Origin of the sequence: Vibrio sp. zbq_1 (genome assembly GCF_043102935.1) — a bacterium.
Lineage (GTDB): Bacteria > Pseudomonadota > Gammaproteobacteria > Enterobacterales > Vibrionaceae > Vibrio > Vibrio parahaemolyticus.
Window position 1 is genome coordinate 48,856 of the sequence record NZ_JBICJH010000042.1, and the last position, 25,852, is coordinate 74,707.

Annotated in this window: 21 protein-coding genes and 1 other annotated feature; of the genes, 5 read left to right on the forward strand and 16 right to left on the reverse strand. The window is 44.8% G+C overall.

The annotated features are described in order from the left end of the window. Nucleotides 1-269 precede the first annotated feature (269 nt). From vpsR to xerD, 7 genes are all read right to left on the reverse strand, one after another. Complete coding sequence (gene vpsR / locus ACF8CV_RS19980) at nucleotides 270-1,604, reverse strand: cyclic-di-GMP-binding transcriptional regulator VpsR (RefSeq protein ID WP_005459408.1); 1,335 nt, start codon at nucleotides 1,602-1,604, stop codon at nucleotides 270-272. Between the two features lie 249 nt (nucleotides 1,605-1,853). After that, complete coding sequence (gene lysS / locus ACF8CV_RS19985) at nucleotides 1,854-3,371, reverse strand: lysine--tRNA ligase (RefSeq protein WP_005459407.1); 1,518 nt, start codon at nucleotides 3,369-3,371, stop codon at nucleotides 1,854-1,856. 34 nt (nucleotides 3,372-3,405) lie between these two features. Beyond that, nucleotides 3,406-4,504, reverse strand: a protein-coding gene (gene prfB, locus ACF8CV_RS19990; protein ID WP_097371395.1) for a peptide chain release factor 2 whose coding sequence is annotated in 2 segments (ribosomal slippage) — nucleotides 3,406-4,428 and nucleotides 4,430-4,504 — 1,098 coding nt in all. Because the reading frame shifts where the segments join, the coding sequence is not laid out codon by codon here. 397 nt (nucleotides 4,505-4,901) lie between these two features. Then, on the reverse strand, nucleotides 4,902-5,681 hold the full coding sequence (locus ACF8CV_RS19995) for a hypothetical protein (protein ID WP_021487234.1): 780 nt from the start codon (nucleotides 5,679-5,681) through the stop codon (nucleotides 4,902-4,904). A 296-nt stretch (nucleotides 5,682-5,977) separates the two neighbouring features. Then, nucleotides 5,978-7,717 (reverse strand): single-stranded-DNA-specific exonuclease RecJ, encoded by a 1,740-nt coding sequence (gene recJ, locus ACF8CV_RS20000; protein ID WP_005459404.1) that lies wholly within the window; start codon nucleotides 7,715-7,717, stop codon nucleotides 5,978-5,980. A gap of 45 nt (nucleotides 7,718-7,762) precedes the next feature. After that, a complete protein-coding gene (dsbC, locus tag ACF8CV_RS20005; RefSeq protein WP_025524967.1) occupies nucleotides 7,763-8,551 on the reverse strand; it encodes a bifunctional protein-disulfide isomerase/oxidoreductase DsbC in 789 nt (262 codons plus the stop codon). A 59-nt stretch (nucleotides 8,552-8,610) separates the two neighbouring features. Next, nucleotides 8,611-9,528, reverse strand: a complete 918-nt coding sequence (xerD, locus tag ACF8CV_RS20010; RefSeq protein ID WP_020904209.1) for a site-specific tyrosine recombinase XerD — start codon at nucleotides 9,526-9,528, stop codon at nucleotides 8,611-8,613. 167 nt (nucleotides 9,529-9,695) lie between these two features. On the opposite strand from xerD, the gene fldB reads away from it, so the two are divergent. Then, on the forward strand, nucleotides 9,696-10,214 hold the full coding sequence (fldB, locus tag ACF8CV_RS20015; protein ID WP_138938676.1) for a flavodoxin FldB: 519 nt from the start codon (nucleotides 9,696-9,698) through the stop codon (nucleotides 10,212-10,214). Nucleotides 10,215-10,304: 90 nt separating this feature from the next. Here the strand turns inward: fldB and brnQ are convergent, their stop codons facing one another. After that, nucleotides 10,305-11,618 carry a branched-chain amino acid transport system II carrier protein gene (gene brnQ / locus ACF8CV_RS20020; protein ID WP_005459396.1) on the reverse strand — a complete coding sequence of 438 codons (1,314 nt, stop codon included), beginning with the start codon at nucleotides 11,616-11,618 and terminating at the stop codon, nucleotides 10,305-10,307. A gap of 331 nt (nucleotides 11,619-11,949) precedes the next feature. Between brnQ and ACF8CV_RS20025 the strand changes: the two genes are divergently transcribed. Together ACF8CV_RS20025 and srmB are read left to right on the forward strand one after the other, a co-directional pair. After that, nucleotides 11,950-12,669, forward strand: coding sequence for a tRNA1(Val) (adenine(37)-N6)-methyltransferase (locus ACF8CV_RS20025; protein WP_138938675.1), 720 nt, complete (start codon nucleotides 11,950-11,952; stop codon nucleotides 12,667-12,669). A gap of 107 nt (nucleotides 12,670-12,776) precedes the next feature. After that, nucleotides 12,777-14,000, forward strand: a complete 1,224-nt coding sequence (gene srmB / locus ACF8CV_RS20030) for an ATP-dependent RNA helicase SrmB (RefSeq protein WP_005479730.1) — start codon at nucleotides 12,777-12,779, stop codon at nucleotides 13,998-14,000. Nucleotides 14,001-14,105: 105 nt separating this feature from the next. On the opposite strand, the gene yaaA is transcribed toward srmB, so the two are convergent. Both yaaA and ACF8CV_RS20040 read right to left on the reverse strand, forming a co-directional pair. Then, nucleotides 14,106-14,882, reverse strand: a complete 777-nt coding sequence (gene yaaA, locus ACF8CV_RS20035) for a peroxide stress protein YaaA (protein WP_025506583.1) — start codon at nucleotides 14,880-14,882, stop codon at nucleotides 14,106-14,108. A 107-nt stretch (nucleotides 14,883-14,989) separates the two neighbouring features. Then, nucleotides 14,990-16,423 (reverse strand): sodium:alanine symporter family protein, encoded by a 1,434-nt coding sequence (locus ACF8CV_RS20040; protein WP_005459389.1) that lies wholly within the window; start codon nucleotides 16,421-16,423, stop codon nucleotides 14,990-14,992. A 721-nt stretch (nucleotides 16,424-17,144) separates the two neighbouring features. Between ACF8CV_RS20040 and ACF8CV_RS20045 the strand changes: the two genes are divergently transcribed. Continuing rightward, a complete protein-coding gene (locus tag ACF8CV_RS20045) occupies nucleotides 17,145-17,330 on the forward strand; it encodes a DUF3545 family protein (protein ID WP_005459060.1) in 186 nt (61 codons plus the stop codon). A gap of 230 nt (nucleotides 17,331-17,560) precedes the next feature. On the opposite strand, the gene ACF8CV_RS20050 is transcribed toward ACF8CV_RS20045, so the two are convergent. The 3 genes from ACF8CV_RS20050 to nfo form a co-directional block, all read right to left on the reverse strand. Further along, nucleotides 17,561-18,112 (reverse strand): hemerythrin domain-containing protein, encoded by a 552-nt coding sequence (locus ACF8CV_RS20050; RefSeq protein WP_005459058.1) that lies wholly within the window; start codon nucleotides 18,110-18,112, stop codon nucleotides 17,561-17,563. 112 nt (nucleotides 18,113-18,224) lie between these two features. Then, nucleotides 18,225-18,905: a uracil-DNA glycosylase gene (ung, locus tag ACF8CV_RS20055; protein WP_005465920.1), complete on the reverse strand. Its 681-nt coding sequence runs from the start codon at nucleotides 18,903-18,905 to the stop codon at nucleotides 18,225-18,227. A 284-nt stretch (nucleotides 18,906-19,189) separates the two neighbouring features. Next, nucleotides 19,190-20,077 (reverse strand): deoxyribonuclease IV, encoded by an 888-nt coding sequence (gene nfo, locus ACF8CV_RS20060; RefSeq protein ID WP_138938674.1) that lies wholly within the window; start codon nucleotides 20,075-20,077, stop codon nucleotides 19,190-19,192. A gap of 326 nt (nucleotides 20,078-20,403) precedes the next feature. Between nfo and grcA the strand changes: the two genes are divergently transcribed. Then, nucleotides 20,404-20,781: an autonomous glycyl radical cofactor GrcA gene (gene grcA / locus ACF8CV_RS20065; RefSeq protein WP_005459053.1), complete on the forward strand. Its 378-nt coding sequence runs from the start codon at nucleotides 20,404-20,406 to the stop codon at nucleotides 20,779-20,781. 139 nt (nucleotides 20,782-20,920) lie between these two features. Here grcA and thrC read toward each other — a convergent pair whose 3' ends face one another. From thrC to thrA, 3 genes are read right to left on the reverse strand one after another with little or no spacing between them, the layout of a single operon-like run. Next, entirely contained in the window at nucleotides 20,921-22,201 is a 1,281-nt protein-coding gene (gene thrC / locus ACF8CV_RS20070) for a threonine synthase (protein WP_138938673.1), read from the reverse strand. After that, nucleotides 22,198-23,154: a homoserine kinase gene (gene thrB / locus ACF8CV_RS20075; protein WP_031831207.1), complete on the reverse strand. Its 957-nt coding sequence runs from the start codon at nucleotides 23,152-23,154 to the stop codon at nucleotides 22,198-22,200. The genes thrC and thrB overlap by 4 nt, the downstream gene beginning before the upstream one ends. Nucleotides 23,155-23,174: 20 nt before the next feature. Continuing rightward, complete coding sequence (gene thrA / locus ACF8CV_RS20080; protein WP_005479590.1) at nucleotides 23,175-25,634, reverse strand: bifunctional aspartate kinase/homoserine dehydrogenase I; 2,460 nt, start codon at nucleotides 25,632-25,634, stop codon at nucleotides 23,175-23,177. Between the two features lie 54 nt (nucleotides 25,635-25,688). Continuing rightward, nucleotides 25,689-25,808, reverse strand: a sequence feature (Thr leader region). Between the last annotated feature and the right edge of the window lie 44 nt (nucleotides 25,809-25,852).

The following is a 25,852-nucleotide window of genomic DNA, read 5'->3' on the forward strand; positions in this document are numbered from 1 at the left end:
GCCTCCTAGCTAAAAAAATAATCCGTGTGTGAAGTGATATAACTCAACGAGTTATGGCTAAATTGTAAGCGTTGATGAATATATATCAAACAATTTCTATGCTTTCGATAAAAAACAAATCAATACCCTGAAGATAAGTTGCATATGTTTTTTCATATAACATATTCATCTAGGGAATATATAAAACTTCGAGTTTTATAAATCAGAACGTATACAACGAAAAAGAGCGACCAGCAAGGTCGCTCTTTCAATTCGATTCACTCATTGAATTACATCGCTTGATCGGAAATCAAGTTGTGCTTGTTAAGTAGTCGATACATAGTTGCACGCGACACACCAAGTTCTTTCGCTGCATTGGAAACTTGACCTGAGTGCGATTCCAACACGACCAATAACGCATCACGCTCACTCTTTTCTCGAATTGATTTCAAACTGCGTTTTGAATCATTACGTTGCGGCAAATCGAGATGATGCTCTTCAATCATCACGCTGTCAGACATCAACACCGCACGCTTAACTTGGTTCATCAACTCGCGAACATTACCAGGCCAGAAGTAACGAGTCAGAGCTTTCAAAGCGTCCTCAGAGAAACTTTTTGCTTGAGAGTTGTACTCTTTAGAGAACTCTTGCAGATAGAAGCGAGCTAGTAGTGCAATGTCACTCGCGCGCTCTTTCAAGCTTGGTACGTTGATACGAAGTACATTGATGTAATGGTACAACTCTTCGTTGAAGTCGCCATCAATCAAAGCTTTTTCTACGTCTGACGAGTTAGCAGCAAGAATACGCACATTCACATTCTTCACACCTTCGCGCGTTTCAATCGTGCCCTCTTGCAAAAACCTTAACAGGTTCATTTGCTGGTCTTTCGAAATGGTCAGAATGTCATTAAACAACACAGTACCGCCATCTGCTTGTTCCAACAGACTTGGGCCCATCTCAGCATCCGCAGCAATACCAAAGACTTCCGCTTGGAAACGTTGCTCATTCAAAGCGCGGCAGTTAATCGACATAAAGGGCTTATGAGAACGGGAAGATACTTTGTGAATTGCACGAGCAACCGCTTCTTTACCAGTACCGCTCTCGCCAGAGATCAGAATACTCACGTCCGTAGGACCAATTCGCTTAACTTGATCGCGTAAGCGCTTCATCGGGATAGATTCGCCAATCAGCCCCATATCGAGGCTATTGCCAAAGCTTGGCCAAACTTTTTTCTCTAGCTTGAGCATACCAAGTTGGTGGCCGATGGTACTCAACAGTTGGGCATCTGGGATTGGGGCAGTAAAAAAGTCGATACAGAAGTTAACGATGAACTGGCAGATGGTGTCTGTGCCGAGCTGAGACTCACGAATAAACGCCAGCCAACGCACGTGCTTATGAGAACTCACTAAGTTTGCCAGACCATTCAAGCTAAACTCGTCATGGCTCAGGTCAACGATACCGATACAAGGCCCAATATCTTCCAATAACGTGTTAGCTTTGCGTAAGTCGCCTACTTGGTGACACTTCCAGCCAACTTGTTCCAGTACTGATAACCAAGGCTCATAAGTACCGCCAACTACCACAAGCGATCCCGGGATGGAATCCATCTTAAACTGCCCAGCCATTCTCTAACCCTTATTCTTTTGTTGATAGAAATTTCGCGCCACAAACCCATCTTTGCGAACGGGTAACATTATCGAGACTACGACGCTCGAAGTCTGTCTCAATATTAAGACTATGCAATAGATTGAGATTTGGCGAATACTTATTTGCATATGCCATCAAAATCAAAATGCAACCTATTGAATTTTAGGAAATTAAAGATACAAAAAAACCACCCGAAGGTGGTTTTTTTGTCATTGTTCAGCAAAGAATTACGCTTGTGGGCGCATTGCAGGGAACAAGATCACGTCACGGATGGTGTGCGTGTTAGTTAGCAGCATAACTAGGCGGTCGATACCGATACCTTGACCTGCTGTTGGTGGTAGACCGTGTTCTAGTGCAGTGATGTAGTCTGCATCGTAGAACATCGCTTCGTCATCACCAGATTCTTTTGCTTCAACCTGTGCTTTAAAGCGCGCGTCTTGGTCTTCTGCATCGTTAAGCTCTGAGAAGCCGTTTGCTACTTCACGGCCACCGATGAAGAACTCAAAGCGGTCTGTGAAGAATGGGTTGTCATCGCTACGACGTGCCAGTGGAGAAATATCCGCTGGGTAGCCAGTGATGAACGTAGGCTGCATTAGTTTAGGTTCTGCAGTTTCACCGAAGATCTCTTCAAGAAGCTGACCACAAGTCCAGAAAGGTTCTACTTCAACGTGAACAGATTTCGCGATAGAAACCATTAGTTCGCGGTTTTGTAGATCTTCTTCCGTTAGCGCTTGGATTTGAGCGTGGTCTGGGTTGTAGTGTTTGATTGCTTCAAACATGCTCATGCGAGCGTACTTACCGCCAAACTCAACAGTATCTTCACCGTAAGGCATTGATGTTGAACCTAGAACTTCTAGTGCTACAGAGCTTAGTAGTTCCTCAGTGAAGTCCATTAGATCTTTGTAATCCGCGTACGCCATGTAGAATTCCATCATTGTGAATTCTGGGTTGTGACGTGGAGAAAGACCTTCGTTACGGAAGTTACGGTTGATTTCGAATACGCGATCAAAGCCACCAACAACTAGACGCTTCAGGTATAGCTCAGGCGCAATACGCAGGTACATTGGCATGTCTAGCGCGTTGTGATGCGTGATGAATGGACGTGCACTTGCACCACCAGGGATCACGTGCATCATTGGCGTTTCAACTTCCATGAACTGTTTAGAGATCATGAAGTTACGAATTGCAGACATAACTTTAGAACGTACAACGAATGCATTACGAGAATCTTCGTTAACGATTAGGTCTACGTAACGCTGACGGTAACGCATTTCTTGGTCAGTCAGACCGTGGAACTTCTCAGGAAGTGGACGAAGTGCTTTTGTTAGCAACTCGTACTCTTCCATGTTCACGTATAGGTCGCCTTTACCAGATTTGTGTAGCGCACCTTTAACACCGATGATGTCACCGATATCAAGACCTTGGTATTTCTCTTTCAGTTCTTTTTGAACTTCTTTGTCTGCGTAAGCTTGGATACGGCCAGATGTTTCTTGAATTACTAGGAATGGACCACGTTTTGCCATAATACGACCAGCGATCGCTACTACGTGGTTAAGCTCTTCTAGCTCTTCCTTAGTCTTTTCACCGAACTCTTTTTGAAGGTCGCCCGCTAGTGCGTCACGACGGAAGTCGTTTGGGTGGCCGTTTGCTTTGCAGCTCTTTCGGATTTCGTCCAGTTTAGCGCGGCGCTCAGCAATCAGCTTGTTTTCTTCTTGTACAGTTTCGTTTTGAACAGCATCAGTCATTTTCGATGTATCCTGTTTTTGTCGGTGAAAAGCTTTATAGGCCTGATTTCAGGCTAGCTTCAATAAATTTGTCCAGATCGCCATCAAGAACCGCTTGAGTATTACGGTTTTCAACGCCCGTACGGAGGTCTTTAATGCGTGAATCATCCAATACGTAAGAACGGATCTGGCTACCCCAGCCAATGTCAGACTTAGCGTCTTCATTAGCTTGTTTTTCCGCGTTTTGCTTTTGCAATTCAAGCTCAAATAGCTTCGCTCGAAGCTGTTTCATTGCCTGATCTTTGTTCTTATGTTGAGAACGGTCGTTTTGACACTGCACCACAGTATTCGTTGGTACGTGCGTAATACGTACCGCAGATTCAGTGGTGTTGACGTGCTGACCACCCGCACCTGACGCACGGTAAACGTCGATACGCAGATCAGCAGGGTTAATGTCGATAGCAATGTTTTCATCAATCTCTGGGTAGATGAACGCAGACGCAAAAGACGTATGACGACGGCCGCCTGAATCGAATGGCGATTTACGTACTAAACGGTGAACACCAGTTTCTGTACGTAGCCAACCGTAAGCGTAATCACCAGAGATACGAACCGTTGCAGATTTAAGACCCGCAACCTCACCTTCAGATACTTCGATTACTTCCGCCTTGAAGCCTTTCGCTTCTGCCCAGCGTAAGTACATGCGTAACATCATGTTGGTCCAGTCTTGCGCCTCAGTACCACCTGAACCTGCTTGCAAGTCAATGTAGCAATCAGAGCTATCGTGGTCACCAGAGAACATACGGCGGAATTCTAGCTGCGCAAGCTTCTCTTCCAACTCTGCAAGTTCTGGTTCGATTTCATCAAACGTTTCTTGGTCTTGTTCTTCAACAGCCAGTTCAAGAAGACCATCAACATCTTCTACACCTTGCTCTAGTTGATCAATAGTTTCAACTACGGCTTCAAGTGATGCACGTTCTTTACCTAGTGCTTGTGCACGTTCAGGCTCGTTCCATACATCTGGCTGTTCAAGTTCTGCGTTGACTTCTTCTAGACGCTCTTTCTTCGCGTCATAGTCAAAGATACCCCCTCAGGACATTCGTGCGCTCAGACACGTCCTGAAGACGGTTTTTAATTGGATTGATTTCAAACATGTTTGCTCAACATTTTAGAATAGAATTTAACCGAGAAATTCTACTGAAAAATGTGACGGAGATACAGGAAAATTTCGGCTGAGAAATCAGATTACGATTAGAGAGAGCACGGTCATAAAATTTTACACCCGCTTAAGGGCAACCGTACTCTATAGAGGGGCTGGAACCTTATTTTTACTAGTCACAACTTTTTAATAAAATGAGCAGTGAAGCGTTTACCTAAACAACATGCAAACGCTGGACAATAGGAAAAACACCTTAAAGAGCCCCATCGATCACGGCATCAAACATTACATTTACACGTGAAAAACTCATTTAACCTTAGTCATTAAAGTGAATGTATGCTTTAAAAATGCTAGCGCCTAGTCTACTTTACATTCAATTACGCAAAATTTTGCTAATAGTGTCGTTTTGTAAAACTAACGGAATCTTTACAAATCGAACCATCTTTAAGGTTAATACCTGCATAATTAACGGTATAAATTCCTGCTGGATACCACTCTGGAATTGTTAGAGTCCAACCTAACTCTTTTATAGGAATATCTGAAAGCTTAAACTCCTGTGGTGTATCAATTGTTAAAACTTCACCTGTTGGGAAGTTTAAGTATTTATACAGTTCATTAGACGTTACTAAGTTTAATGAACTAGCAGAAGTATCAAAATATAGTTTACCCCCATCCTTATTAATCTCATTCGATTGCGATGTGATCTTAACTTCACAGCGTTCTAAACTAACATCATTATCACCAACTAATAAGATTTCAAACTCTAGAATATCACCCCGACTGAATGGTCCCCCCAAATTAATATGAATACCATCATCGTCAAACCAAGAGTTTTTATAAATCCCAGCATCGTCTCGTAGTAGAGTTACACTTTCAACTTCACCTTGATAGCCTCGCAAAATGTAGCCATTAAAAGTTTTTTCTTCAATACCAAACTGATTATTATTGATGTATCTGATAGCAATTTTGTTGTTATCGATATTTATTTTTTCGTGATGCTGAACATTAAAGATATCTGAGTCCCCATCGACAACGGTAATAGTCTTAGGTTGACCAAAATTCTTTCCAGCATAATCTCGGTGGAACGTTACCGTTTGCCCCTCAAGGCCACCTATAGCATCGTAACTTAGAACACTTAATATAAGACTTAAAAAAGCTATGTTATTTTTCATATTCAACTCAAAACAATCAACAAAGTTTTACTATACACACAAAAAATAAGACTTTATTTTTTCATACAAATAAATGAGATCTTTTTTGTAAAATACGAAATTTAAATATAATTTATTAAAAATATGATTAGCTTGGTCGCCTTTAATATTAATTATACTGACTAACCATAAGGCAGAATTGTATCAGCAAAGTAATACCTTCATATCTCCGCAATCTAATTTCGAAAGAGCACGGTCATAAAATTTTACACCCGCTTAAGGGCAACCGTACTCTATATTTAAGAAAAGCTTAGGTATTACTTGGCTTCAATGTGGTCAATCATCAGTTGCAATGATTGGTTACCACGAAATTCATTCACATCCAACTTGTAGGCCAAACGTACAGTTTTGACCGATGCGTCAGGCCAACGGCGTAAATCGACGTTAAATGCAATTCCATCAATCATCACATTGGTCGGATGCCCTTTGTATAAAGGCTCCAACATCAGTTTAAGATGTTTTTCTCCCACCAATTTTTGGTGCAACACCTTAAACTCACCATCAAAGATTGGCTCAGGAAAAGCTTGTCCGAATGGCCCACCAGCGCGCAACTGCTCCGCAATGTGCATAGAAAACTCTTCCGGTTTTAACTCGCCATCAGTAAGAATCACGCCTTTTAGAGCCGCTTCGTCGAGCTCTTTTTTCACCACTTCATCGAATAAACGACTGAAACGCTCAAAATCTTGCTCTTTGATGGTTAAGCCTGCCGCCATCGCGTGACCGCCAAACTTGATGATCAAACCTGGATTTTGCGTATCGATGAAGTCCAACGCATCACGCATGTGTAATCCAGGAATCGAACGACAAGAACCCTTGATCGTCCCTTCACCACCGTCAGCAAAGGCAATGACTGGGCGATGGAATTTCTCTTTGATACGCGAAGCGAGAATACCAATCACACCTTGGTGCCAATCGCGCTGGAACAGCGATAAGCCGTATGGCAGCTCGCTGTTTTCGCCAAACTGCAAACGTTCACAAAACGCCATCGCTTCTTGCTTCATGCCTTCTTCAATCTCTTTACGAGTCTGATTGAGTCCATCAAGCTCACTGGCCATGCGACGTGCGGCGTGGATGTTGTTACACATCAGCAGCTCAACACCAAAAGACATGTCGTCTAAACGGCCAGCGGCATTAATACGCGGCCCCAATGCAAAGCCGAAGTCCGATGCCACCAAACGTCGCGCATCGCGTTTCGCCACTTCAATCAGTGCCTGAATACCTGGGCGCGCTTTCCCCGCACGAATGCGTTGCAAACCTTGATGCACCAGAATTCGGTTGTTCTCATCAAGCGGCACAACATCAGCAACAGTGCCCAGTGCGACAAGGTCGATCAGCTCCATCAGTTTCGGCTCTTGCATGCCTTGCTGAGCAAACCAGTTGTGTTTTCGCATGTGGACGCACAACGCCATCATCAGATAGAACGCCACACCAACGCCAGCCAACGCTTTAGAAGGAAACGCACAACTGTCGAGGTTTGGGTTCACCATCGCATCCACTTCTGGTAGAACTTGTCCTGGCAAATGGTGGTCTGTCACCAATACGGTAATGCCATTCTCTTTGGCGTAGCGCACACCTTCAATCGACGATACGCCATTGTCGACCGTCATGATCATTTCTGCGCCAAGTTCCAATGCTTGATCGACCACCTCTGGGCTCAAACCGTAGCCATCTTCAAAGCGGTTCGGCACCAAGTAATCGACGTTATTGCTGCCAAGCATACGCAATGCCAATACAGAAAGAGCAGAACTCGTTGCGCCATCTGCGTCAAAGTCACCCACCACGATGATGCGTTTTTGCTCTTGAATCGCTTGGAACAACAACTCAACCGCCTGCTCAATGCCGCCAAGCTTTTGGTACGAATGCAATCCACGAGCAGAGGTTTCTAGCTGCGCGATGTCAGTAATACCGCGATTGATGTAAATGCGTTTTAAGATCGGAGGAATGGAATCTGGGAGAAGGGAAAGATCCGGTTCGGGACGTCGTTGAATTTCTATCATGCTTGAAAAGAGCCGACTATTGCGTCGGCTCTGCTCCTTAAAGGATTACAGTTGCTCTAAACGTTTCAGTAGTTCAGCTGGCGGTAAGTAACCACCAACCATCTCACCGTTTGGAAGGAAGATTGCAGGCGTACCTGAAATACCTAACTGACGACCAACGTTGTAGTGCGCTTGAATGGTCTCTTTACATTGCTCAAGATCTTTCGCTGGATTATCGAAAGTGCGGCTCACTTTCGCGTTATGCATCGCCGCTTTTGGATCTTCTGCACACCAAATCGTTGCCATTTGCTCAGCAACAGGCCCTGTCGCACCTTGGCGAGGGTATGCCATGTAACGCACAGTAATACCTAGATCATTGTAGCCCTGCATTTGGTTATGCAGACGAACACAGTAGCCACAAGTGATGTCAGTAAATACCGTCACCACGTACTTTTCGTTGTCCGCTTTGTATTCGATCATGCTGTCTGCAAACTTAGCAATTTTCTCAGCATTCAAAGGCGCTTGGCGTTCTGCAAGTACGTCTTTGTAACCGCCGTTGTCATCAATCGCGTATAGCGTACCTGCAATAAAGTGATCGCCATTGTTTGACGCAAACAATATGCCGCCGTTGGTTTGAATTTCTAGCAGGCCCGCCACGTCTGAAGGTTGAATATCAATAATAGACAGACCTAGTTTCGAGAACTTCGCTTTTAGCGCCGCTTCATCAAAGTGTTGTTGCGCCATTGGCGCAGCCTGTTGTGCAGGAGTTTCGGTTTTTGCCTGACTTTCTTCCGCACCACACGCGGTAATAAAGAATGGTAAAGTCAGCAGAGTTAGTCGGCGTAATACGCTCATTAAAGTCACCTTTAAATAAATTCTTTTCATCCAATCAAAAAGGATGAAGCAAGCCATCATTATGCTCTTGGGTGGTGTTGACTGTGGATCTGCTTCAATCGTTCAGTCGCCACGTGAGTATAAATTTGCGTGGTCGATAAGTCACTATGCCCTAGCAGCATCTGTACGACCCTGAGATCTGCGCCATAGTTCAATAAATGCGTTGCAAACGCGTGGCGTAAAACGTGCGGCGAAAGCTGGTCGGTATCGATACCAGCAATGACAGCATAGTATTTGATACGATGCCAAAACGTCTGACGAGTCATTTGGCGTGCTCGTTTACTTGGGAATACCACATCAGAAGACGTATCTCCCAATAATGCAGGGCGACCTTGCTGGATGAATGTTTCAATCCAATCGATCGCATTCTCCCCCATCGGCACCAAACGTTCCTTGCCACCTTTACCCGTCACACGCACGACGCCCTGACGTAAACTGATGTTTTCCATCGTCAGGCTGACGAGTTCTGTCACACGCAACCCAGTCGCGTACAACAACTCAAGCATGGCTTTATCGCGCAGTTCTACCGGATCATTCGGATCTGGCGCGTCCAAAAGTGCGTCCACTTGCTCTTCGCTGATGTCTTTCGGTAAGCGTTGTGGCAATTTCGGGCTGACCAACAAGGCACTTGGGTCATCGGCACGCACTTTTTCGCGGTGAAGATACTGAAACAAACGGCGAATGGCTGATAGCATACGAGCACGTGACGTCTGCTTGTAATCCAAATCCACCAGATACGTTTGGTATTCTTGAAGTCCAGACAAACTGATGAAATCGAGGCGGTAACGATGATGCTCCATCCAAGTGAGAAGCTTCATTAAGTCATTTCGGTACGAAGCCAGCGTATTCTCTGACAGACCGCGCTCCATCCACATTGCATCTAAGAATTGCTCAACAAGCGCAAAATCTTGTTGATTGACAGGCTGTTGTGCCGTCATTCACGCTTCCTTTTATTGTTCATCTATACCCAGTGAGAGTAAGACAGCGCCAGTGTGAATGCTATAAAAAATTGGCTCAGGTGGGGAATCTCACGATATTCGCTGCATTCCTAGGCAGTTTAAGGTTAAAATCCTCTACAACAGCAACACAAAAAACGACGAATATAATGAAAATCGGACTCTTTTACGGCTCAACAACCTGCTACACCGAGATGGCAGCAGAGAAAATTCGCAACATTATTGGTGCAAACCTTGTCGATATTCACAATGTGAAAGAGACGCCGCTATCGCTGATGGCTGAGTATGATTTATTGCTTCTAGGCATCTCGACTTGGGACTTTGGTGAGATCCAAGAAGATTGGAGCGCCATTTGGCAAGACATCACGTCTACGCCGTTGAAAGGCAAAGTTGTGGCGCTATTTGGTCTTGGCGACCAAGAAGGCTACGGTGAATGGTACCTTGATGCCATGGGCCTACTGCACGACGAGTTAAAAGCAACCGGCGCCCAGTTTATCGGTTATTGGCCAAACGAAGGCTATGAGTTTGAAGCCTCTAAAGCGCTAACGGAAGATGGCAGCCAATTTGTTGGCCTAGCACTAGATGAAGATTCTCAATACGATTTGAGTGACGAGCGAATTGAAAAGTGGTGTGAACAAGTACTTGTGGAGTTCCACGATACGCTTTAAGCACCGACGCTTACGTTGATGCGAACCAGATACAAAAAAGCCCGATGAATCACTTCATCGGGCTTTTTCATTATTCAATTTCTAGCGTCTTTACGCCGCTTCTTCTCGTAGTTCTGGTTGAACAGATTTAGAGATGAAGAACATGCAGATGATAGCTGCCAGAGTAGGAAGAACCCAACCCATGCCCACTTCAAACAGCGGTAGTACGTTGAACGCAGATACATCCAAACCAGCAACTTTCGCTGCATCAACAAGTGCGAACAATAGTGATACTAGCAGTACCGCACGGTATGCAAAGCGAGGATTTGGCAGTTTGCTACGAACAAAGGTAAGAGCAACCAAAGCAATCGCCACTGGGTAAAGGGCAAACAGTACAGGTACAGAGAGCGAAATCAATTGCGCTAGACCAACGTTAGCAACTAGCGCACATACGGCACCGTTGATTAGAACCCACTGCTTGTATGACAGTGATGTCTTCGAGCTGAAGAAATCAGAACATGCTGAAATCAGGCCGATAGCCGTTGTCAGACACGCTAGCAATACAATCACAGAAAGAACGATTTGACCGTAAGGGCCAAACAATGCTTGAACGTACTGGCTTAGAATCAGACCACCGTTGTCTGCGCCCGCAGCAACTGTTGCACTGGTAGCGCCTAGGTAGAATAGCGAAATGTAAACAAATGCTAGACCAGCCGCCGCGATACAACCTGCAAAAATCAGGTACTTAGTCGTCGCAGAACGCTCCGTGATGCCTTTGCCGCGCAGTGCATCCACCATCAACATACCAAACATCAGCGATGCGAAAGTATCCATGGTGTTGTAGCCTTCAAGGAAGCCTTTGGTTAGTGGCTGAGTTAGGTACTCACCACGAGCTCCAATCATATCGCCTTGAGGATCTAGGAATACTGCAACAGCAAGAATGATCAAACCGACAAACAGCGCTGGAGTCAGCACTTTACCGATCAAGTCGATAAGACGGCCTTGGAACCAAGAGAACAGCATTGCAACCGCAAAAAAGATCACAGAAAACGCGGTAAGGTGCGCTTGAGAAGCTTCAACAAAGAATGGCTTCACGGCCATCTCGTAAGCCACTAGACCTGTACGAGGCGCTGCAAACGCAGGACCAATAATGATGAAGATAAGTGCTGCCATCAATACTGCTGCTTTTTTCGGAAGATCTTGAGTCAAGTGATCCCATGATCCACCTGCTACAGCAATAGCAACGATAGTAATAAGAGGTAGACCTACCGCTGTTAGCAAGAAACCGAACATCGCTGGCAATAGGTTTTCACCCGCGAGCTGACCCGCTAGAGGTGGAAAGATGATGTTGCCTGCACCTAAAAAGAACGCAAATAGCATAAAGCCTACTGCGACAATATCTGTTAGTTTTAACGTCTGCTTCACAGATAACCCTTTTCTTTATTTAATGAATGTTGTGTATGCATCGACCACTTTTTTGTATACCCAAAAGTTAATGAGTATCTGTGGTTCAATCTATAAAATTTTCGCCGCATAATGACGAAAGACTCATCATTTGGCAACCTTTAAGAAAAAAACACCATATTAATTTAGTTTTTAAACTTAAAAGCAGTGTATCTAACTAGATCAAAAGAACCGTACAGTTCTTTATCTCGATCAATTAACCATACAATTTAATAACCAACAAAACAACAATCTATACAAATAAGAAACAATAGAGAATTTCACTTAAATATTGAGCAGATAAAAAACAATCATGAAGAGCGGAAAATTTCAAACTAAAGGCTTCAAGTTTAAGCAGTTTTGTATCGAAGGAGGCGAAAGTGGCATGCCGGTGAGTACCGACGGCGTGATGCTTGGCGCGTGGATGGAAAGTCCGAGCTCAGCCCATATCTTGGATATCGGGACAGGAACAGGGTTACTCGCTTTGATGTGTGCTCAACGCTTTCCTGACGCAAAAATTACCGCCGTTGACATCGAAACCACAGCGGTTGAAGCCGCAAGCCACAATTTTTCGCACTCGCCGTGGCACGACCGACTCTCAGTTCAGCATACCGATGTTTTGAGTTTTTCACCGCCGCAACGCTTTCAACGCATTGTTTGCAACCCACCCTATTTCAACACTGGTGAGCAAGCTAAACAAAGCCAGCGAGCAACCGCTAGGCATACCGACTCTCTACGCCATGATGCGTTGCTTAAGTGTTGTTATCAGTTGCTAGATGCAGAAGGAAAAGCCAGCTTTGTGCTGCCAATCACCGAAGGGGAGCTATTTATTGAACTAGCATTAACCCAGGGTTGGGCTCTATCTCGACTGTGCCGCGTGCAACCATCGGAAAAGAAACCCGTGCACCGTTTGCTGTTTGAACTGGCAAAGCAACCTTGCGATACTCAAGAGTCACATTTGATCATTCACTCATCAGACGGTTACAGCAATGATTTTGTCCGCTTAACCCACGAGTTTTATCTTAAGATGTGAAATAACATGTGATCCTTATCACCAATCACTTTATAATGTGCGACCTTTTTATATTCTATGCTGCTTTGGCGAACCATTAACCAAGCTTTGCTTGTGGAGAACTCATTGTGATCAGAACCTTTGCTGAACTTGATCTAGACCAAAACCTACTTGAAGCCATTGAAGAGATGGGCTACGAACGCCCAACTAAAATTCAGGCAGAAGCGATTCCACAAGCGTTGGATGGTCGTGACATTCTAGCGTCAGCGCCAACGGGTACTGGTAAAACGGCAGCCTTCGTTCTGCCAGCATTGCAATACTTGCAAGATTTCCCTCGTCGTAAACCTGGGCCTGCGCGTATTTTGATCCTTACGCCAACTCGCGAACTGGCGATGCAGGTTGCCGACCAAGCTCGTGCTTTGGCAAAGAACACTAAGCTGAACATCTTCACGATCACAGGCGGCGTTCAATACCAAGAACACGCAGACATCCTAGCAACTACGCAAGACATCGTAGTTGCAACACCAGGCCGTCTACGTGAGTACATTGATGCAGAACGTTTTGATTGTCGTGCTATCGAATGGCTGGTTCTCGATGAAGCAGACCGCATGCTGGACATGGGCTTTGCTCCAACGGTTGACCGTCTGTCGAATGAATGTCGCTGGCGTAAGCAAACCCTTCTGTTCTCAGCAACACTAGAAGGTAAAGGCGTAGAAGGCTTCACGGCTGACCTATTGAACGAGCCAGCAGAGATCGACGCAAAATCGCCACTGCGTGAGCGTAAGAAGATTGCTCAATGGTATCACCGTGCTGATAGCGCAGAACACAAACTGGCTCTGCTGAAACATATCATCACAGAGCAAGCTGAGCGCACTATCGTGTTCTTAAAAACTCGTGAACGCTTGGCAGAGCTACGTGCACAACTTGAGAGCGCACAAATCCCGTGTTCGTGGATTCAAGGTGAAATGCCTCAAGATCGTCGTAATAATGCCATTGCACGTTTCCGTGACGGCACTGTGAACGTGCTACTAGCAACTGACGTTGCGGCGCGTGGTATCGACCTTCCTGATGTTTCTCACGTTATCAACTACGACATGCCGCGCACGGCTGACGTATACCTTCACCGTATCGGCCGTACAGCTCGTGCAGGTAAGAAAGGTAACGCAATCTCAATCGTAGAAGCGCACGACCAGCCAATGATGGATCGCGTAGCACGTTACGTGAAAGAAGACATCAAAGAGCGTTTCATTAAAGAGATGCGCCCTAAGCACAAGAAACCTGTGTTTAAGAAGAAAAAGAAAAAAGAAGACAAGAAGAAAACAGCGAAAAAGAAAACCGCTAAGAAGAAGTAATCTTGTTGAGGCTTAAAAAGCCCAAATAGAAATAACAAAGGGTTGGCAGTGCCACCCCTTTTTCGTTTGTGTAGCTTTCAATTAATAACGCGTATTGCGCTTCAATCAGTTTTGCTCTTCACGTTTAAATACCAAGTCTGTTGGTGTCGACTCTTCCTCAACGAAGTAGTAGCCAGCGGTATCAAACTTCGTTAAGTCCGCCACGCTCTCAATGCGATTTTCGATGATGTAACGCGCCATCATGCCACGTGCTTTCTTCGCATAAAAACTGATCACCTTGTATTGACCATTCTTACAGTCTTTGAAAATTGGCGTAATCACTTGTGCATCCAAGTTCTTTGGCTTCACCGCTTTAAAATACTCATTCGACGCAAGATTGATCAAAACATTGTCGCCTTGCTCAGCAATCGCTTCATTGAGCTTGTCGGTAATCACATTGCCCCAGAACTGGTACAGGTTGCTACCTTTATCGTTCGCCAGTTTTGTCCCCATCTCCAGACGGTATGGTTGCATTAAGTCGAGCGGTTTGAGCAGACCGTACAGACCAGATAGCATGCGTAAGTGTTTTTGCGCGTATTCGAAGTCCGCATCTGATAGTGTTTCAGCTTCCAAGCCCGTGTACACATCACCTTTAAACGCAAAAATGGCCTGACGCGAGTTTTCCGTTGTGAACGTTTCGCTCCACTCTTGGAATCGCCCGACGTTCAGATCGGCTATCTTGTCACTCACTTTCATTAAAGAGGCAACATCAGCAGGCGTCAGTTTGCGGCAAACGTCGATCAATTCTTTTGAATATTCAATTAACTCTGGTTGAGTAAATTTTTCTGTCGCTAACGGAGACTCGTAATCGAGGGTCTTCGCTGGAGAAACTACGATAAGCATGACTTTCACTTCCCTAATTTTGTTTTTTATTAGGGTACAAAAAAAGCCATGCATTGTCTGCATGGCTTTACGAATCGTCTTAATAGCTTTTAACGATAGGAGAACACTTAGTCTTTCTTAGTGTTGTCCCAAATACCGTCTTCTAGCTGAGACTTAAGCTCAGGGAAATCGTTCGCATCGAACGTTGGTACTTTACCTTCGCCTAGCTGGCGGTTGTAGTCTTTCGCCAGTTTGATCACGATGCCCGATAGCAACAGAATCGCTACCAAGTTAACAATCGCCATCAGACCCATCGAAACGTCAGCCAACGACCAAACCACAGGAAGAGACGCTAGCGCACCAAACATTACCATGCCCAGAACCACAACGCGGAAGATGCTTAGACCAGCTTTATGGTTGTGCTCCAAGAAGATCAGGTTCGTTTCTGCGTAAGAGTAGTTCGCGATGATTGAAGTAAACGCGAAGAAGAAGATTGCAACTGCAACAAAGATGCCGCCCCAATCACCCACTTGCGAGCTCAATGCACGCTGAGTTAGCTCAATACCAGTAACTTCCGTTGCTTGACCTACATACTCGCCCGACATCAGGATAATCGCTACTGTTGCAGAACAGATAACAATCGTATCCATGAACACGCCTAGCATCTGAACGTAACCTTGAGATGCTGGGTGCGGTGGGTAAGGCGTTGCCGACGCTGCCGCGTTAGGCGCAGAACCCATACCCGCTTCGTTCGAGAATAGACCACGTTTGATACCGTTGATCATTGCTTGTGCAATCGCATAACCAAGACCACCCGCTGCAGCTTCTTGCAGACCGAATGCGCTCTTGAAGATCAGCATCAATACATCTGGTAGTTTCTCTAGGTTTGAGAATACAACGAACAATGCTAGTACTAGGTATAGCAGTGCCATGATAGGAACGATCAGCTCAGCTACTTTCGCGATACGCTTGATACCACCGAAGATAACTACAGCTGAAAGTGCAACAACAGCAATACCAACGTATAGGTCATTCCAACCAAATGCGTTGCTCATTGCGTTTGCAATTGAGTTCGCTTGTACGGCGTTGAATACCAAACCAAAAGCGATGATTAGGAAAACAGAGAACAACACGCCCATCCAACGCATGCCCAAGCCTTTTTCCATGTAGTAAGCAGGACCACCACGGTAGTTGCCATCATCATCTTTGGTTTTGTATAGCTGCGCCAGAGTACTCTCTGCAAACGACGTTGCCATACCAAGCATTGCGATCAGCCACATCCAGAAGATCGCGCCAGGGCCACCCGCAGTCAATGCAACTGCAACACCCGCCATGTTACCAGTACCTACACGTGCAGCAAGACTAGTACAAAGCGCTTGGAAAGAAGAAATACCAGCTTTGTCTGCTTTACGGCTGTTCTTAAGAACAGAGAACATGTGGCCGAAGTGGCGGAATTGGATGAATCCCAATCGAACGGTGAAGTAGATTCCTACACCTACAAGAAGATAAACCAGAATCGAACCCCAAAGGAGATCGTTCATCAAATTGATTAAGTCTGTCATGTGTACCTCAAAGTGAGTTGCGCCAGTCTGTGCGTCCGAGCCATCCACCAGATTGCCTGCTAAGTGTCAAAGTGTGCTTAGCTTTTTGAGTAATGTTTATGCGCAATCTAGAATCGTAAACGTCGCTTCATGCATCCATTTTACGTACCAGCGTATTTTTTGACGGGCGGATAATGCAACCTAGGAACGCAAAAATCAATATGCAACCATTACAATAACATTGTTATTTTTCACTATAAAGTCACCAAAAAATAACATAAAAAGAGGACTTAACACCCCAAATATGCAACATTTCAATCACCAACATCCAACATAAATAATTACACCGACATTAATGGAACAGCACTCCATAAAAAACGAACCAAGCTAGTATTCACAAGGTGTTACATAAATTTATCTTTGCCGCCAGAGAGGTAATCGAACACTATTTCATCAAACACATTTTATGCAACTTCAACCTTTGCTTAGTACTCTAATTGAACGCATCAAATTAACATTGAAAATCTCTTCATTTAATCGTTTTCCCTTTCTCGTTTGTACATTTTTTATTCAATCGTTCACGAAGCAAAATGTGATTTTGAGAGAACTTTTGCACGAAACTGTCATGTTACCGACACAAATGCGAAATATATCATGGTTATTCTCACACCTATTGTGGTACTTAAAAAACTCCACAAGGACTGGTTACAACAGTTTAGATAAAGAAGGGTAAAGGTGGCTTATGGAAGGCTTTCAACTAGATGAGATTTTCAATCTGGATACTACCTCAACAACAAGATCTCGCGCTAAACCAGTAAAAAGAAAGTGGCGTGAAATAGAAGAGATGAACGACAGACGTAACTTACTTAAAGAACTACGTGAACTTGATGTTTGCAACGACTACAGCTTAGACGACATCAAACTCTAATTTGAACAAAAGGCACCCTAACGGTGCCTTTTGTTTTTGTATAGAGCGGGGTTACATGTCCTGATTCTCTACGTCTAAATGTTTACGTTGACGGAATTCTTACTCAATGAGAATTAGCCGTTCTTTTTATCGAGAATTGGTTATGTTGAATTTCCATTCAATTCTCAAACAATAAGAATTACCACAAATAAACCCGAGCAAGATTTATAGAGACTCGGGCTTTGAGTAAGTTAAACAAACTCCATATCGCTTTGACGAACGCGCTCGGCAAGCTGTTTGTAGCGATCCGCAATCGTGTCACCAAATACAGGGTCGTCTTCGCTCTCTGTCCACAGACTTTCAACGTGTTGCCAGTCTTCAGTAGTAAAAAGCTCTTCAATTAATGGCAGGATTTTTCTCTCTTCGAGCTCAAGGTGACGCTTTTGCGACTCAATGAAATCTTCTAGCTGAGCAATAAAGATGTCTTGAGGAACAACCGCATCTTGCAAAATCATCTCAATGAGCATCGAAAACTCTTTGGTCTTCTCGGCGAGCTCTTGGTGCTCTTTCTCCAAGTTTTCCATGGTTTGTTGCTTACCGTAATGCTTGAGGAAATGATGGTAGAGAATATCTTCTTTCGGATGATGAATTTTTTCCGAATGGTTTGAGAGGTAGTCAACAATCTCGCTTACTAGCGAGTAATTAATGGCGTTTTCTTCTTTTATTTCGTTGAGTTTATGGCGCAATATGGCCAGCAGGCGAACCATGTAGCCGTGTTCGCGTCGAATTCTTTCGATCATCATAGCGTCTCTCCTTAACACCTACTTTCAATAAGTGTACATGAGAAATTCGCTACCAGCTTCGAGCATGCTCAAAAAAACAGCGATCATAGCACCATGATCGCTGTCTCTTCTTTTATACCGTTAACGGTAAATGCCAGTTGATTGGCTCTTTTCCTTGCGAAGCAAGTAATTGGTTTGCTTGGGAGAAATGCTTACAACCCAAGAACCCTCGATGAGCAGACAATGGCGATGGATGCGGCGCGGCTAATACATGGTGCTTCGAGCGGTCGATGAAACGCCCTTTCTTCTGAGCGTGAGATCCCCATAAAAGGAACACGACCCCATGCTGATGCTGGTTTATCGCTTCAATCACTCGGTCTGTGAATGTTTCCCACCCTGTTTTAGAGTGTGAGTGCGCTTTGCCTTGCTCAACCGTCAAAACCGTATTGAGCAACAATACGCCTTGCTCTGCCCAGCTTTGCAAGAATCCGTGCTGAGGGATCTGGAATCCTTCGATATCTTGAGCCAATTCTTTATACATGTTCACGAGCGACGGTGGCGTTTTGATTCCAGGAAGCACAGAGAAGCACAAACCATGCGCCTGATTTGGACCGTGGTATGGGTCTTGTCCTAAGATCACCACTTTCACATCGTTAAACTCCGTGAAACGAAATGCGTTAAAAACATCTTTTGCTGGCGGGTAAATCGCTTTGCCTGCTGCTCGTTCTGCTTCAACAAAATTCAACGTGTCTACAAAGTAGCTCTGCTTTTTCTCTTCGCCGATCACATCGTGCCAAGTGGGTGACTGATTCATGGAAAGTTCCTGTCCTAAATTTTGCTTCTATTCTAACGAGCGAAACCCAAACAAACAAAAAACTTACCACGAACTTGAGAACAGCAATAAAAGACTAATGCTTCTGCGGCGTTCTAAAATGACCTTGCCCAGTAATGTGGCGATTAGGCATCGGCAGACGCAGTACGCGGCGACTGTAAGCATAGGGAGCAAAAGAGAGTGGTCGAGACATAGTGGCATCCTTCTTTCTTAATTCAAATTGACTTAAGCGACTAAGAAAGAAAGGTGCCAACTTTGCGATTACATTATTGGTTGTTAACAGCGGCTAAATGAAACTGACGCAGTGCGTTGATCTCTTGCTGCCAGATGTCCGGATCAATTGTTTCTAAAATCAGAGGGATACCATCAAAACGAGAGTCTTTCGCAATGTACTCGAAACAATCCCACCCGATCTCTCCTTTACCTAAAGAATGGTGACGATCCACTTTGCTAGCAAACTCTACTTTTGAATCATTTAGATGCATTGCTCGCAAATAGTGCATACCCACAATACGGTCAAATTCAGCAAAAGTGCGTTCGCAATCTTCTTTTGTACGCAAGTCATAACCAGCCGTAAAGGTGTGGCAGGTATCAATACAAACACCGACACGATCTTTATCTTCCACTTGCTCGATGATTTCAGCTAAGTGCTCAAACTTCCAGCCAAGATTTGTGCCCTGCCCCGCAGTATTCTCAATCACCGCTACCACATCCGGTACAGTTTTGTGCGCTAAGTTGATTGATGCAGCAATCGTTGCCAAGCATTCCTGTTCAGAGACTTTCTTTAGGTGACTACCCGGGTGGAAGTTAAGCAAAGTCAGTCCCAACTGATTACAACGCTCCATTTCATCGATGAATGCAGCGCGTGACTTATCCAACTTGTCCGCTTCTGGAGCACCTAAGTTAATCAGGTATGAGTCGTGCGGGAGAATATGTTCTGCGCCGAAACCCAGCATTTTACAGTTCGCTTTAAATGCACTGATGGTTTTTGCTTCTAAAGGCTTCGCCACCCACTGGCGTTGGTTTTTTGTAAATAGTGCGAACGCATTCGCACCAATTTCGCGAGCTCTCAACGGCGCTTGATCGACCCCACCAGCAGCAGAGACATGTGCACCTATGAGTTTATTACCAAACTTGTTTTTCATGTTTGTCATTTAATCACTTTAGACTTTCAGTATCGCTACCCAAATACAGATAGTTGCGTTAATCAGTTTAAATTTTAAGCTCAATTTGTAGTAAATTTACAACAATCTGAGTTATTAAATATTTTTTATATTATCAAATAAATTGTAATTAGTATGTTTTCAAAGGTTTTATTGATTTAACTCAACAAAATCACCTTAATAAAAATAATGTTTTTGGTTGTTTTTTGACTTAAATCAATATTAAAATAGTGGATATTAGCTATATAATACTCAGCTCAACAAAAATTCGAAAATTAACACCAATAATCACCACGTAAGTGGTCTAGGAGATAGTGATGATCCAAGGTATCCAAATTACTAAAGCAGCAAACGACGAACTACTAAACTCAATCTGGCTACTAGATAGCGAGAAGAATGAAGCACGTTGTGTTGCTGCAGCAACTGGTTACGAAGCAGACCAAGTTATCGCAATCAGCGACCTAGGTGAATACGAAAGCCGCGAAGTAGCTATCGAAACTGCACCTCGCATCGAAGGTGGTCAACACCTAAACGTGAACGTTCTTAAACGTGAAACGCTAGAAGATGCAGTTGCTCACCCAGAAAAATACCCACAGCTAACAATCCGTGTTTCTGGTTACGCAGTACGCTTCAACTCGCTAACGCCAGAACAACAACGTGATGTTATCGCTCGTACATTTACTGAGACTCTATAATAGAGTACGCTCAGGTAGGTTTTAAAAACGGCGCTCAATGAGCGCCGTTTTTTTATGTTCGATTTCTGCCCGAGACCAGCCCTATAAAAACAAAAAGGCGGAGACAATGCCCCACCTTTTAACGCACATTCAGTTTTGGTTACTGAACGCGACGTAATACTGTTTTTAGTGCATCAAAATCCGCATCAAGATCTTCAGACAACAACTCCATTGCAGCATGTTTAGCTAATGGTGCAGGCAGTTCGATATCCGTCTGAAGAATATCATCTACAACCTCTTTGAACTTCGCTGGGTGCGCAGTACACAAGAACAGACCCGTTTCACCTTCTTGCAGTTGCTCTTCCAATACACGGTAAGCAATCGCACCGTGTGGCTCACATAGGTAGCCTAATGCGCACAAGTCTTTTACTGATTGTGCGCTTTGCTCATCAGAAACTGCGCCTTTACCTAGTGTCTCAAGGCCCCACTCTTTCACACGGCATAGCTCTTCGATACGCGGCCAGTTGTTCGGTTGGCTTACGTCCATCGCATTTGAAGTGGTTGCAACCGTTGGTTTTGGCTCCCATTTACCCGTTTCGAGGTAACGAGGCACCGTGTCATTCGCGTTGGTAGCAGCAATAAAACGTTTGATAGGTAAACCTAGCGCTTTTGCTAATAGACCTGCTGTTAGGTTACCAAAGTTACCGCTTGGTACAGAAACCACGAGGTTTTCACGCTCTTGCTTACTCATTTGCGCCGCAGCTTCAAAGTAGTAACAGATTTGTGCCATCAAACGGCTGATATTGATTGAGTTTGCAGAGTTCAGACCGATCTCTTCACGCAGCTCCGCATCATCAAACGCTTGTTTCACCAATGCTTGACATGCATCGAAATCACCATTGATTGCTACAGTGTGGATGTTTTTACCTAGTGTACAAAACAGCTTCTCTTGCAGCGGGCTGATCTTGCCTTTCGGGTAAAGAATCACAACATTAATGTCTTCCATTCCGTAGAAAGCATGCGCAACAGCTGCGCCAGTATCGCCTGACGTTGCGGTCAAAATGGTGATCTTGCCGCCATTAGAAACTGCCGCAAGGGATTGCGCCATGAAGCGGCCACCGAAATCTTTAAATGCTAACGTCGGGCCATGGAAAAGTTCTAGCGCGTAAACGCCTTCTTTTACTTGGTTGATTGGTGCTGGGAATTGGAATGCAGCATCAACCATTGCGTTAACTTGCTCTTCCGCCAGTTCATCACCAATCAGTGCTGATAGAATCTTGGTGCTACGAGAAACAAAATCTTCTGCTAGCAACGCATCAACGTCTTCAAGTTTTGGTAATTCCGATGGGAAAAATAGGCCTTGATTACGACCTAATCCTTGGCGAACGGCTTGGCCAAAGGAAACTTGTTCATCATTTTCTTTTATATTGTAAAGCTTCATAGCTCACTTCCTGTTACTTTCGAACCCTGCTTATCTAAACGACAAACATGGACGAATCCTTCTTCGTTTTGTACGTAATTTTGTTCTAGCCAGCGAGCAACTCGCTCAGCGACATCTTTCTGTTTGCAAATACTGAACAGTGTCGGACCACTGCCAGAAATACCAGTTGCTAACGCGCCTGCTGATGCTGCGTACTGACGCGCATTCGCAAAGCCCGGAAGCAGTTTCTCACGATACGGTTCTGCGATCACGTCTTTGATCATTTTTGCAGCAAGCTCTGGCTGACCAGAGTGACATGCATGAATAAAGCCCGCAAGGTGACGGCCATGAGCAATGATATCTTGTCGACGATATTGAGATGGTAGAATTTCACGCGCTTCAGCCGTCGACACTTTAATGCCCGGATACGCCATCACCCAATACCACTCGTCAAAGCAAGGGACTTCTTGGCTGATGATGCCCAGCTCTTCAAGCATCAACTGAACACCACCAAGGTAACATGGAGCAACATTGTCGTAGTGAACACCACCCGAAATTTTGCCTTCCATTTCACCCATTAAAGCCAGCAATTCCGTTTCATTCAAAGGCTGGTCGTGGAATCGGTTTAGCGCGTCCAACGCTGCCACAATAGAACAAGCACTTGAGCCCAAACCAGAACCAATAGGCATGTTTTTCTCTAGCGTCATTTCAAGTGGTTTTAGCTCAATGCCTTTTTTGTCCAGTTCACGAGCAAACACCACCCAACAATCGTAAACGATGTTCTCTTTTGGATCGGTTGGTAACTTCGAAACAAAGTGCCCAGCAGTGTTTAAAGTGAACGGCTCAGTCCCTGCTTTTACTTGAACTCGGTCACCTAACAAAGTGCCGTCAACTGGAGAAACTGCAGCCCCCAGCACGTCAAAACCTACGCTAACATTACCAATTGAAGCTGGGGCATAAACCACTACGCCCATATCACTTGAACTCATTCTTGTTATACCCCTAGTTTCCAACCTAAAGTACGCATTACATCCGAGAATACGCCTGCTGCCGTCACTTCTGTACCGGCACCGTAACCACGCAGCACTAAAGGAATTGGCTGGTAGTAGCGACTATAAAACGCCAACGCGTTTTCACCGTCTTTAATTTTGAACATTGGATCATTTTCATCGACAGCGGCCATGCTCACAGTGCACTTGCCATCATTAATTTCACCGACATAACGTAGCACTTTGCCTTCTTCTGCCGCTTTCGCAGATAACTCTTTGAAGTACGCATCCGCTTCTGGCAAACGAGCCATAAATTCATCAACACTGCCTGAATCATCAAAGCCTGGTGGTAGCGCTTGGTCAACGACCACATCTTCAAGCTCTAATGACATACCTGCTTCGCGAGCTAGGATGAGCAGCTTACGCGCAACGTCCATACCAGAAAGGTCATCACGAGGATCTGGCTCAGTGAAGCCATTTTCTTTCGCAATATTCGTCGCTTCGCTCAGGCTCATACCCTCGTCAAGTTTACCGAAGATGTAAGACAGTGAACCTGACAAAATGCCACTAAATCGTTCAAGCTCGTCGCCTGCTGCAATCAGGTTTTGTAAGTTTTCGATAACCGGTAGGCCTGCCCCTACGGTTGTTTCGTACATCAACTTGCGACGCGAGCTACGAGCGACATCTCGAAGCTGATGGTAGTACGCCATGCTTGCTGTGTTTGCTTTTTTGTTTGGCGTGACCACGTGGAAACCTGCTGCTAGAAAGTCTGCATATTGATTTGCAATGTCTTCACTAGACGTACAATCCACAAGTACAGGGTTGATGATGTGATTGCGCTGAACCAACGCTATTAAACGAGCTAAACTGAATTCTTCTGTTGCCGCTGACATGCGGTCGCGCCAGTGCTCTAGTGGTAAGCCTTCACTATCGAGTAGCAAGCCTTTGCTATTTGCTAAACCACACACTCGAATCACGATACCTTTTTCTGCCAGTTTGGATTGCTGACGTTGGATCTGATCCACCAGCTCACCGCCAACACCGCCAACACCAACAACAAACACATCGAGGAAGTATTTGGAGTTAAATAGGTTTTCGTGACACGCTTTGATCGCCTCAGAAATTTTGTCTTCCGGAATTACCGCAGAGATAGCACGCTCTGAAGAACCCTGCGCAATCGCGACGATATTAACGTTCACTTCCGCAAGAGAAGAGAAGAAACGTGAAGCAACACCACGGGATGTACGCATGCCGTCACCAACCAAGGTAACGATAGAAACATCATCGATAAAATCAACCGGTTCCAATAGACCGTCTTTTAGTTCAAGCTCAAACGCATCTGCCAAAACTTGTTGAGCTTTCAGCTTATCATCGGCCTCGATACAGAAGCTGATGCTGTACTCAGACGATGATTGAGTAATCAATACAATAGAGACACCAGCAGAAGACATCGCACCAAATACTCGGCTCGCCATGCCTACCATCCCCTTCATACCTGGGCCTGATACGTTAACCATGGTTAGGTCGTTAAGCGTTGTAATACCTTTGATCGCAAGATTATCTTCACCAGTATCTTGGCCGATAAGCGTACCCGCACCTTGAGGGTTAAAGCTGTTTTTGATCAGACATGGAATGTGGAATTGCGCGATAGGAGCAATGGTCTTCGGATGCAGAACGGATGCACCGAAGTAAGAAAGCTCCATTGCTTCTTGATAGCTCAGTGACTTAAGCAGTCGTGCATCTTCAACCAATCGAGGATCACAGTTGTAAACACCATCCACGTCCGTCCAGATTTCACAACAATCAGCACGTAAACAAGCCGCTAATACTGCCGCTGAATAGTCAGAACCGTTACGACCCAGCGTCACCAATTCGCCTTTTTCATTACCCGCAGTAAAGCCCGGCATGATGTTCACATGATCTTTAGGAAGAGGATTTTGACGGAAGTTCTGTGTCGATACATCAACATCCACCATGGCTTCTAGGTGATCGCCTTTCGCATACAGATATTCAACAGGATCAATGAGGTTCGCTTTTTGCCCTTTGGCTTCCAGTACCGCCTTCATCAATTGAATCGAAACTCGCTCACCTTTACTGATGATGCGAGCATTGACGTTGTTTGGACACATACCAAGTAAGTTAATGCCGTGCACAAACTGACGCAGTTGAGAAAGAGAGGTTTTAACTTGGTTATCGAACGCCGCACCTTCTAGGTTAGGCAATACCGCTTGGATATCAGCAAAAAGAGTTTTAAACGACTCTTCCAACTCATTGATTTGCAGCTCAGCTTCACCATTGCGAAGTGCACCTTCAATGACTGCTACTAACTTGTTCGTCGTTTTACCCGGCGCCGAAAGTACAACGGCCACTTCTTCTTGTTGAGCGTTATTGGCAATGATATCTGCCGCTCTTAAAAAGCGATCTGCATCCGCTAGTGATGAGCCGCCAAACTTCAATACTCGCATCCCTTCCTCCGATGTATTTTCTTAATTTTTGTCTAAATTCTGTCTAAAAACGCATAAAAAAAGGCCTGTATCTTGTTGGATACAGGCCTTTTTTGTGAATTTCTTTCGCTCAGCAGCCTGCCCCAACATTTGTCGTGTCGGTAATAATAATGGTCGTGGTCATTACTACTAGGCTGTTAGATGGCATAAATAAATATTCAACGTTAATCGTGTTTGCT

What these genes read in the sequence shown, in the direction of transcription:
- vpsR (WP_005459408.1), bottom strand. Translation starts at nt 1,604, where the DNA reads ATGGCTGGGCAGTTTAAGATGGATTCCATCCCGGGATCGCTTGTGGTA.
- lysS (WP_005459407.1), bottom strand. Translation starts at nt 3,371, where the DNA reads ATGACTGATGCTGTTCAAAACGAAACTGTACAAGAAGAAAACAAGCTG.
- ACF8CV_RS19995 (WP_021487234.1), bottom strand. Translation starts at nt 5,681, where the DNA reads ATGAAAAATAACATAGCTTTTTTAAGTCTTATATTAAGTGTTCTAAGT.
- recJ (WP_005459404.1), bottom strand. Translation starts at nt 7,717, where the DNA reads ATGATAGAAATTCAACGACGTCCCGAACCGGATCTTTCCCTTCTCCCA.
- dsbC (WP_025524967.1), bottom strand. Translation starts at nt 8,551, where the DNA reads ATGAGCGTATTACGCCGACTAACTCTGCTGACTTTACCATTCTTTATT.
- xerD (WP_020904209.1), bottom strand. Translation starts at nt 9,528, where the DNA reads ATGACGGCACAACAGCCTGTCAATCAACAAGATTTTGCGCTTGTTGAG.
- fldB (WP_138938676.1), top strand. Translation starts at nt 9,696, where the DNA reads ATGAAAATCGGACTCTTTTACGGCTCAACAACCTGCTACACCGAGATG.
- ACF8CV_RS20025 (WP_138938675.1), top strand. Translation starts at nt 11,950, where the DNA reads ATGAAGAGCGGAAAATTTCAAACTAAAGGCTTCAAGTTTAAGCAGTTT.
- yaaA (WP_025506583.1), bottom strand. Translation starts at nt 14,882, where the DNA reads ATGCTTATCGTAGTTTCTCCAGCGAAGACCCTCGATTACGAGTCTCCG.
- ACF8CV_RS20040 (WP_005459389.1), bottom strand. Translation starts at nt 16,423, where the DNA reads ATGACAGACTTAATCAATTTGATGAACGATCTCCTTTGGGGTTCGATT.
- ACF8CV_RS20045 (WP_005459060.1), top strand. Translation starts at nt 17,145, where the DNA reads ATGGAAGGCTTTCAACTAGATGAGATTTTCAATCTGGATACTACCTCA.
- ACF8CV_RS20050 (WP_005459058.1), bottom strand. Translation starts at nt 18,112, where the DNA reads ATGATGATCGAAAGAATTCGACGCGAACACGGCTACATGGTTCGCCTG.
- ung (WP_005465920.1), bottom strand. Translation starts at nt 18,905, where the DNA reads ATGAATCAGTCACCCACTTGGCACGATGTGATCGGCGAAGAGAAAAAG.
- nfo (WP_138938674.1), bottom strand. Translation starts at nt 20,077, where the DNA reads ATGACAAACATGAAAAACAAGTTTGGTAATAAACTCATAGGTGCACAT.
- grcA (WP_005459053.1), top strand. Translation starts at nt 20,404, where the DNA reads ATGATCCAAGGTATCCAAATTACTAAAGCAGCAAACGACGAACTACTA.
- thrC (WP_138938673.1), bottom strand. Translation starts at nt 22,201, where the DNA reads ATGAAGCTTTACAATATAAAAGAAAATGATGAACAAGTTTCCTTTGGC.
- thrB (WP_031831207.1), bottom strand. Translation starts at nt 23,154, where the DNA reads ATGGGCGTAGTGGTTTATGCCCCAGCTTCAATTGGTAATGTTAGCGTA.
- thrA (WP_005479590.1), bottom strand. Translation starts at nt 25,634, where the DNA reads ATGCGAGTATTGAAGTTTGGCGGCTCATCACTAGCGGATGCAGATCGC.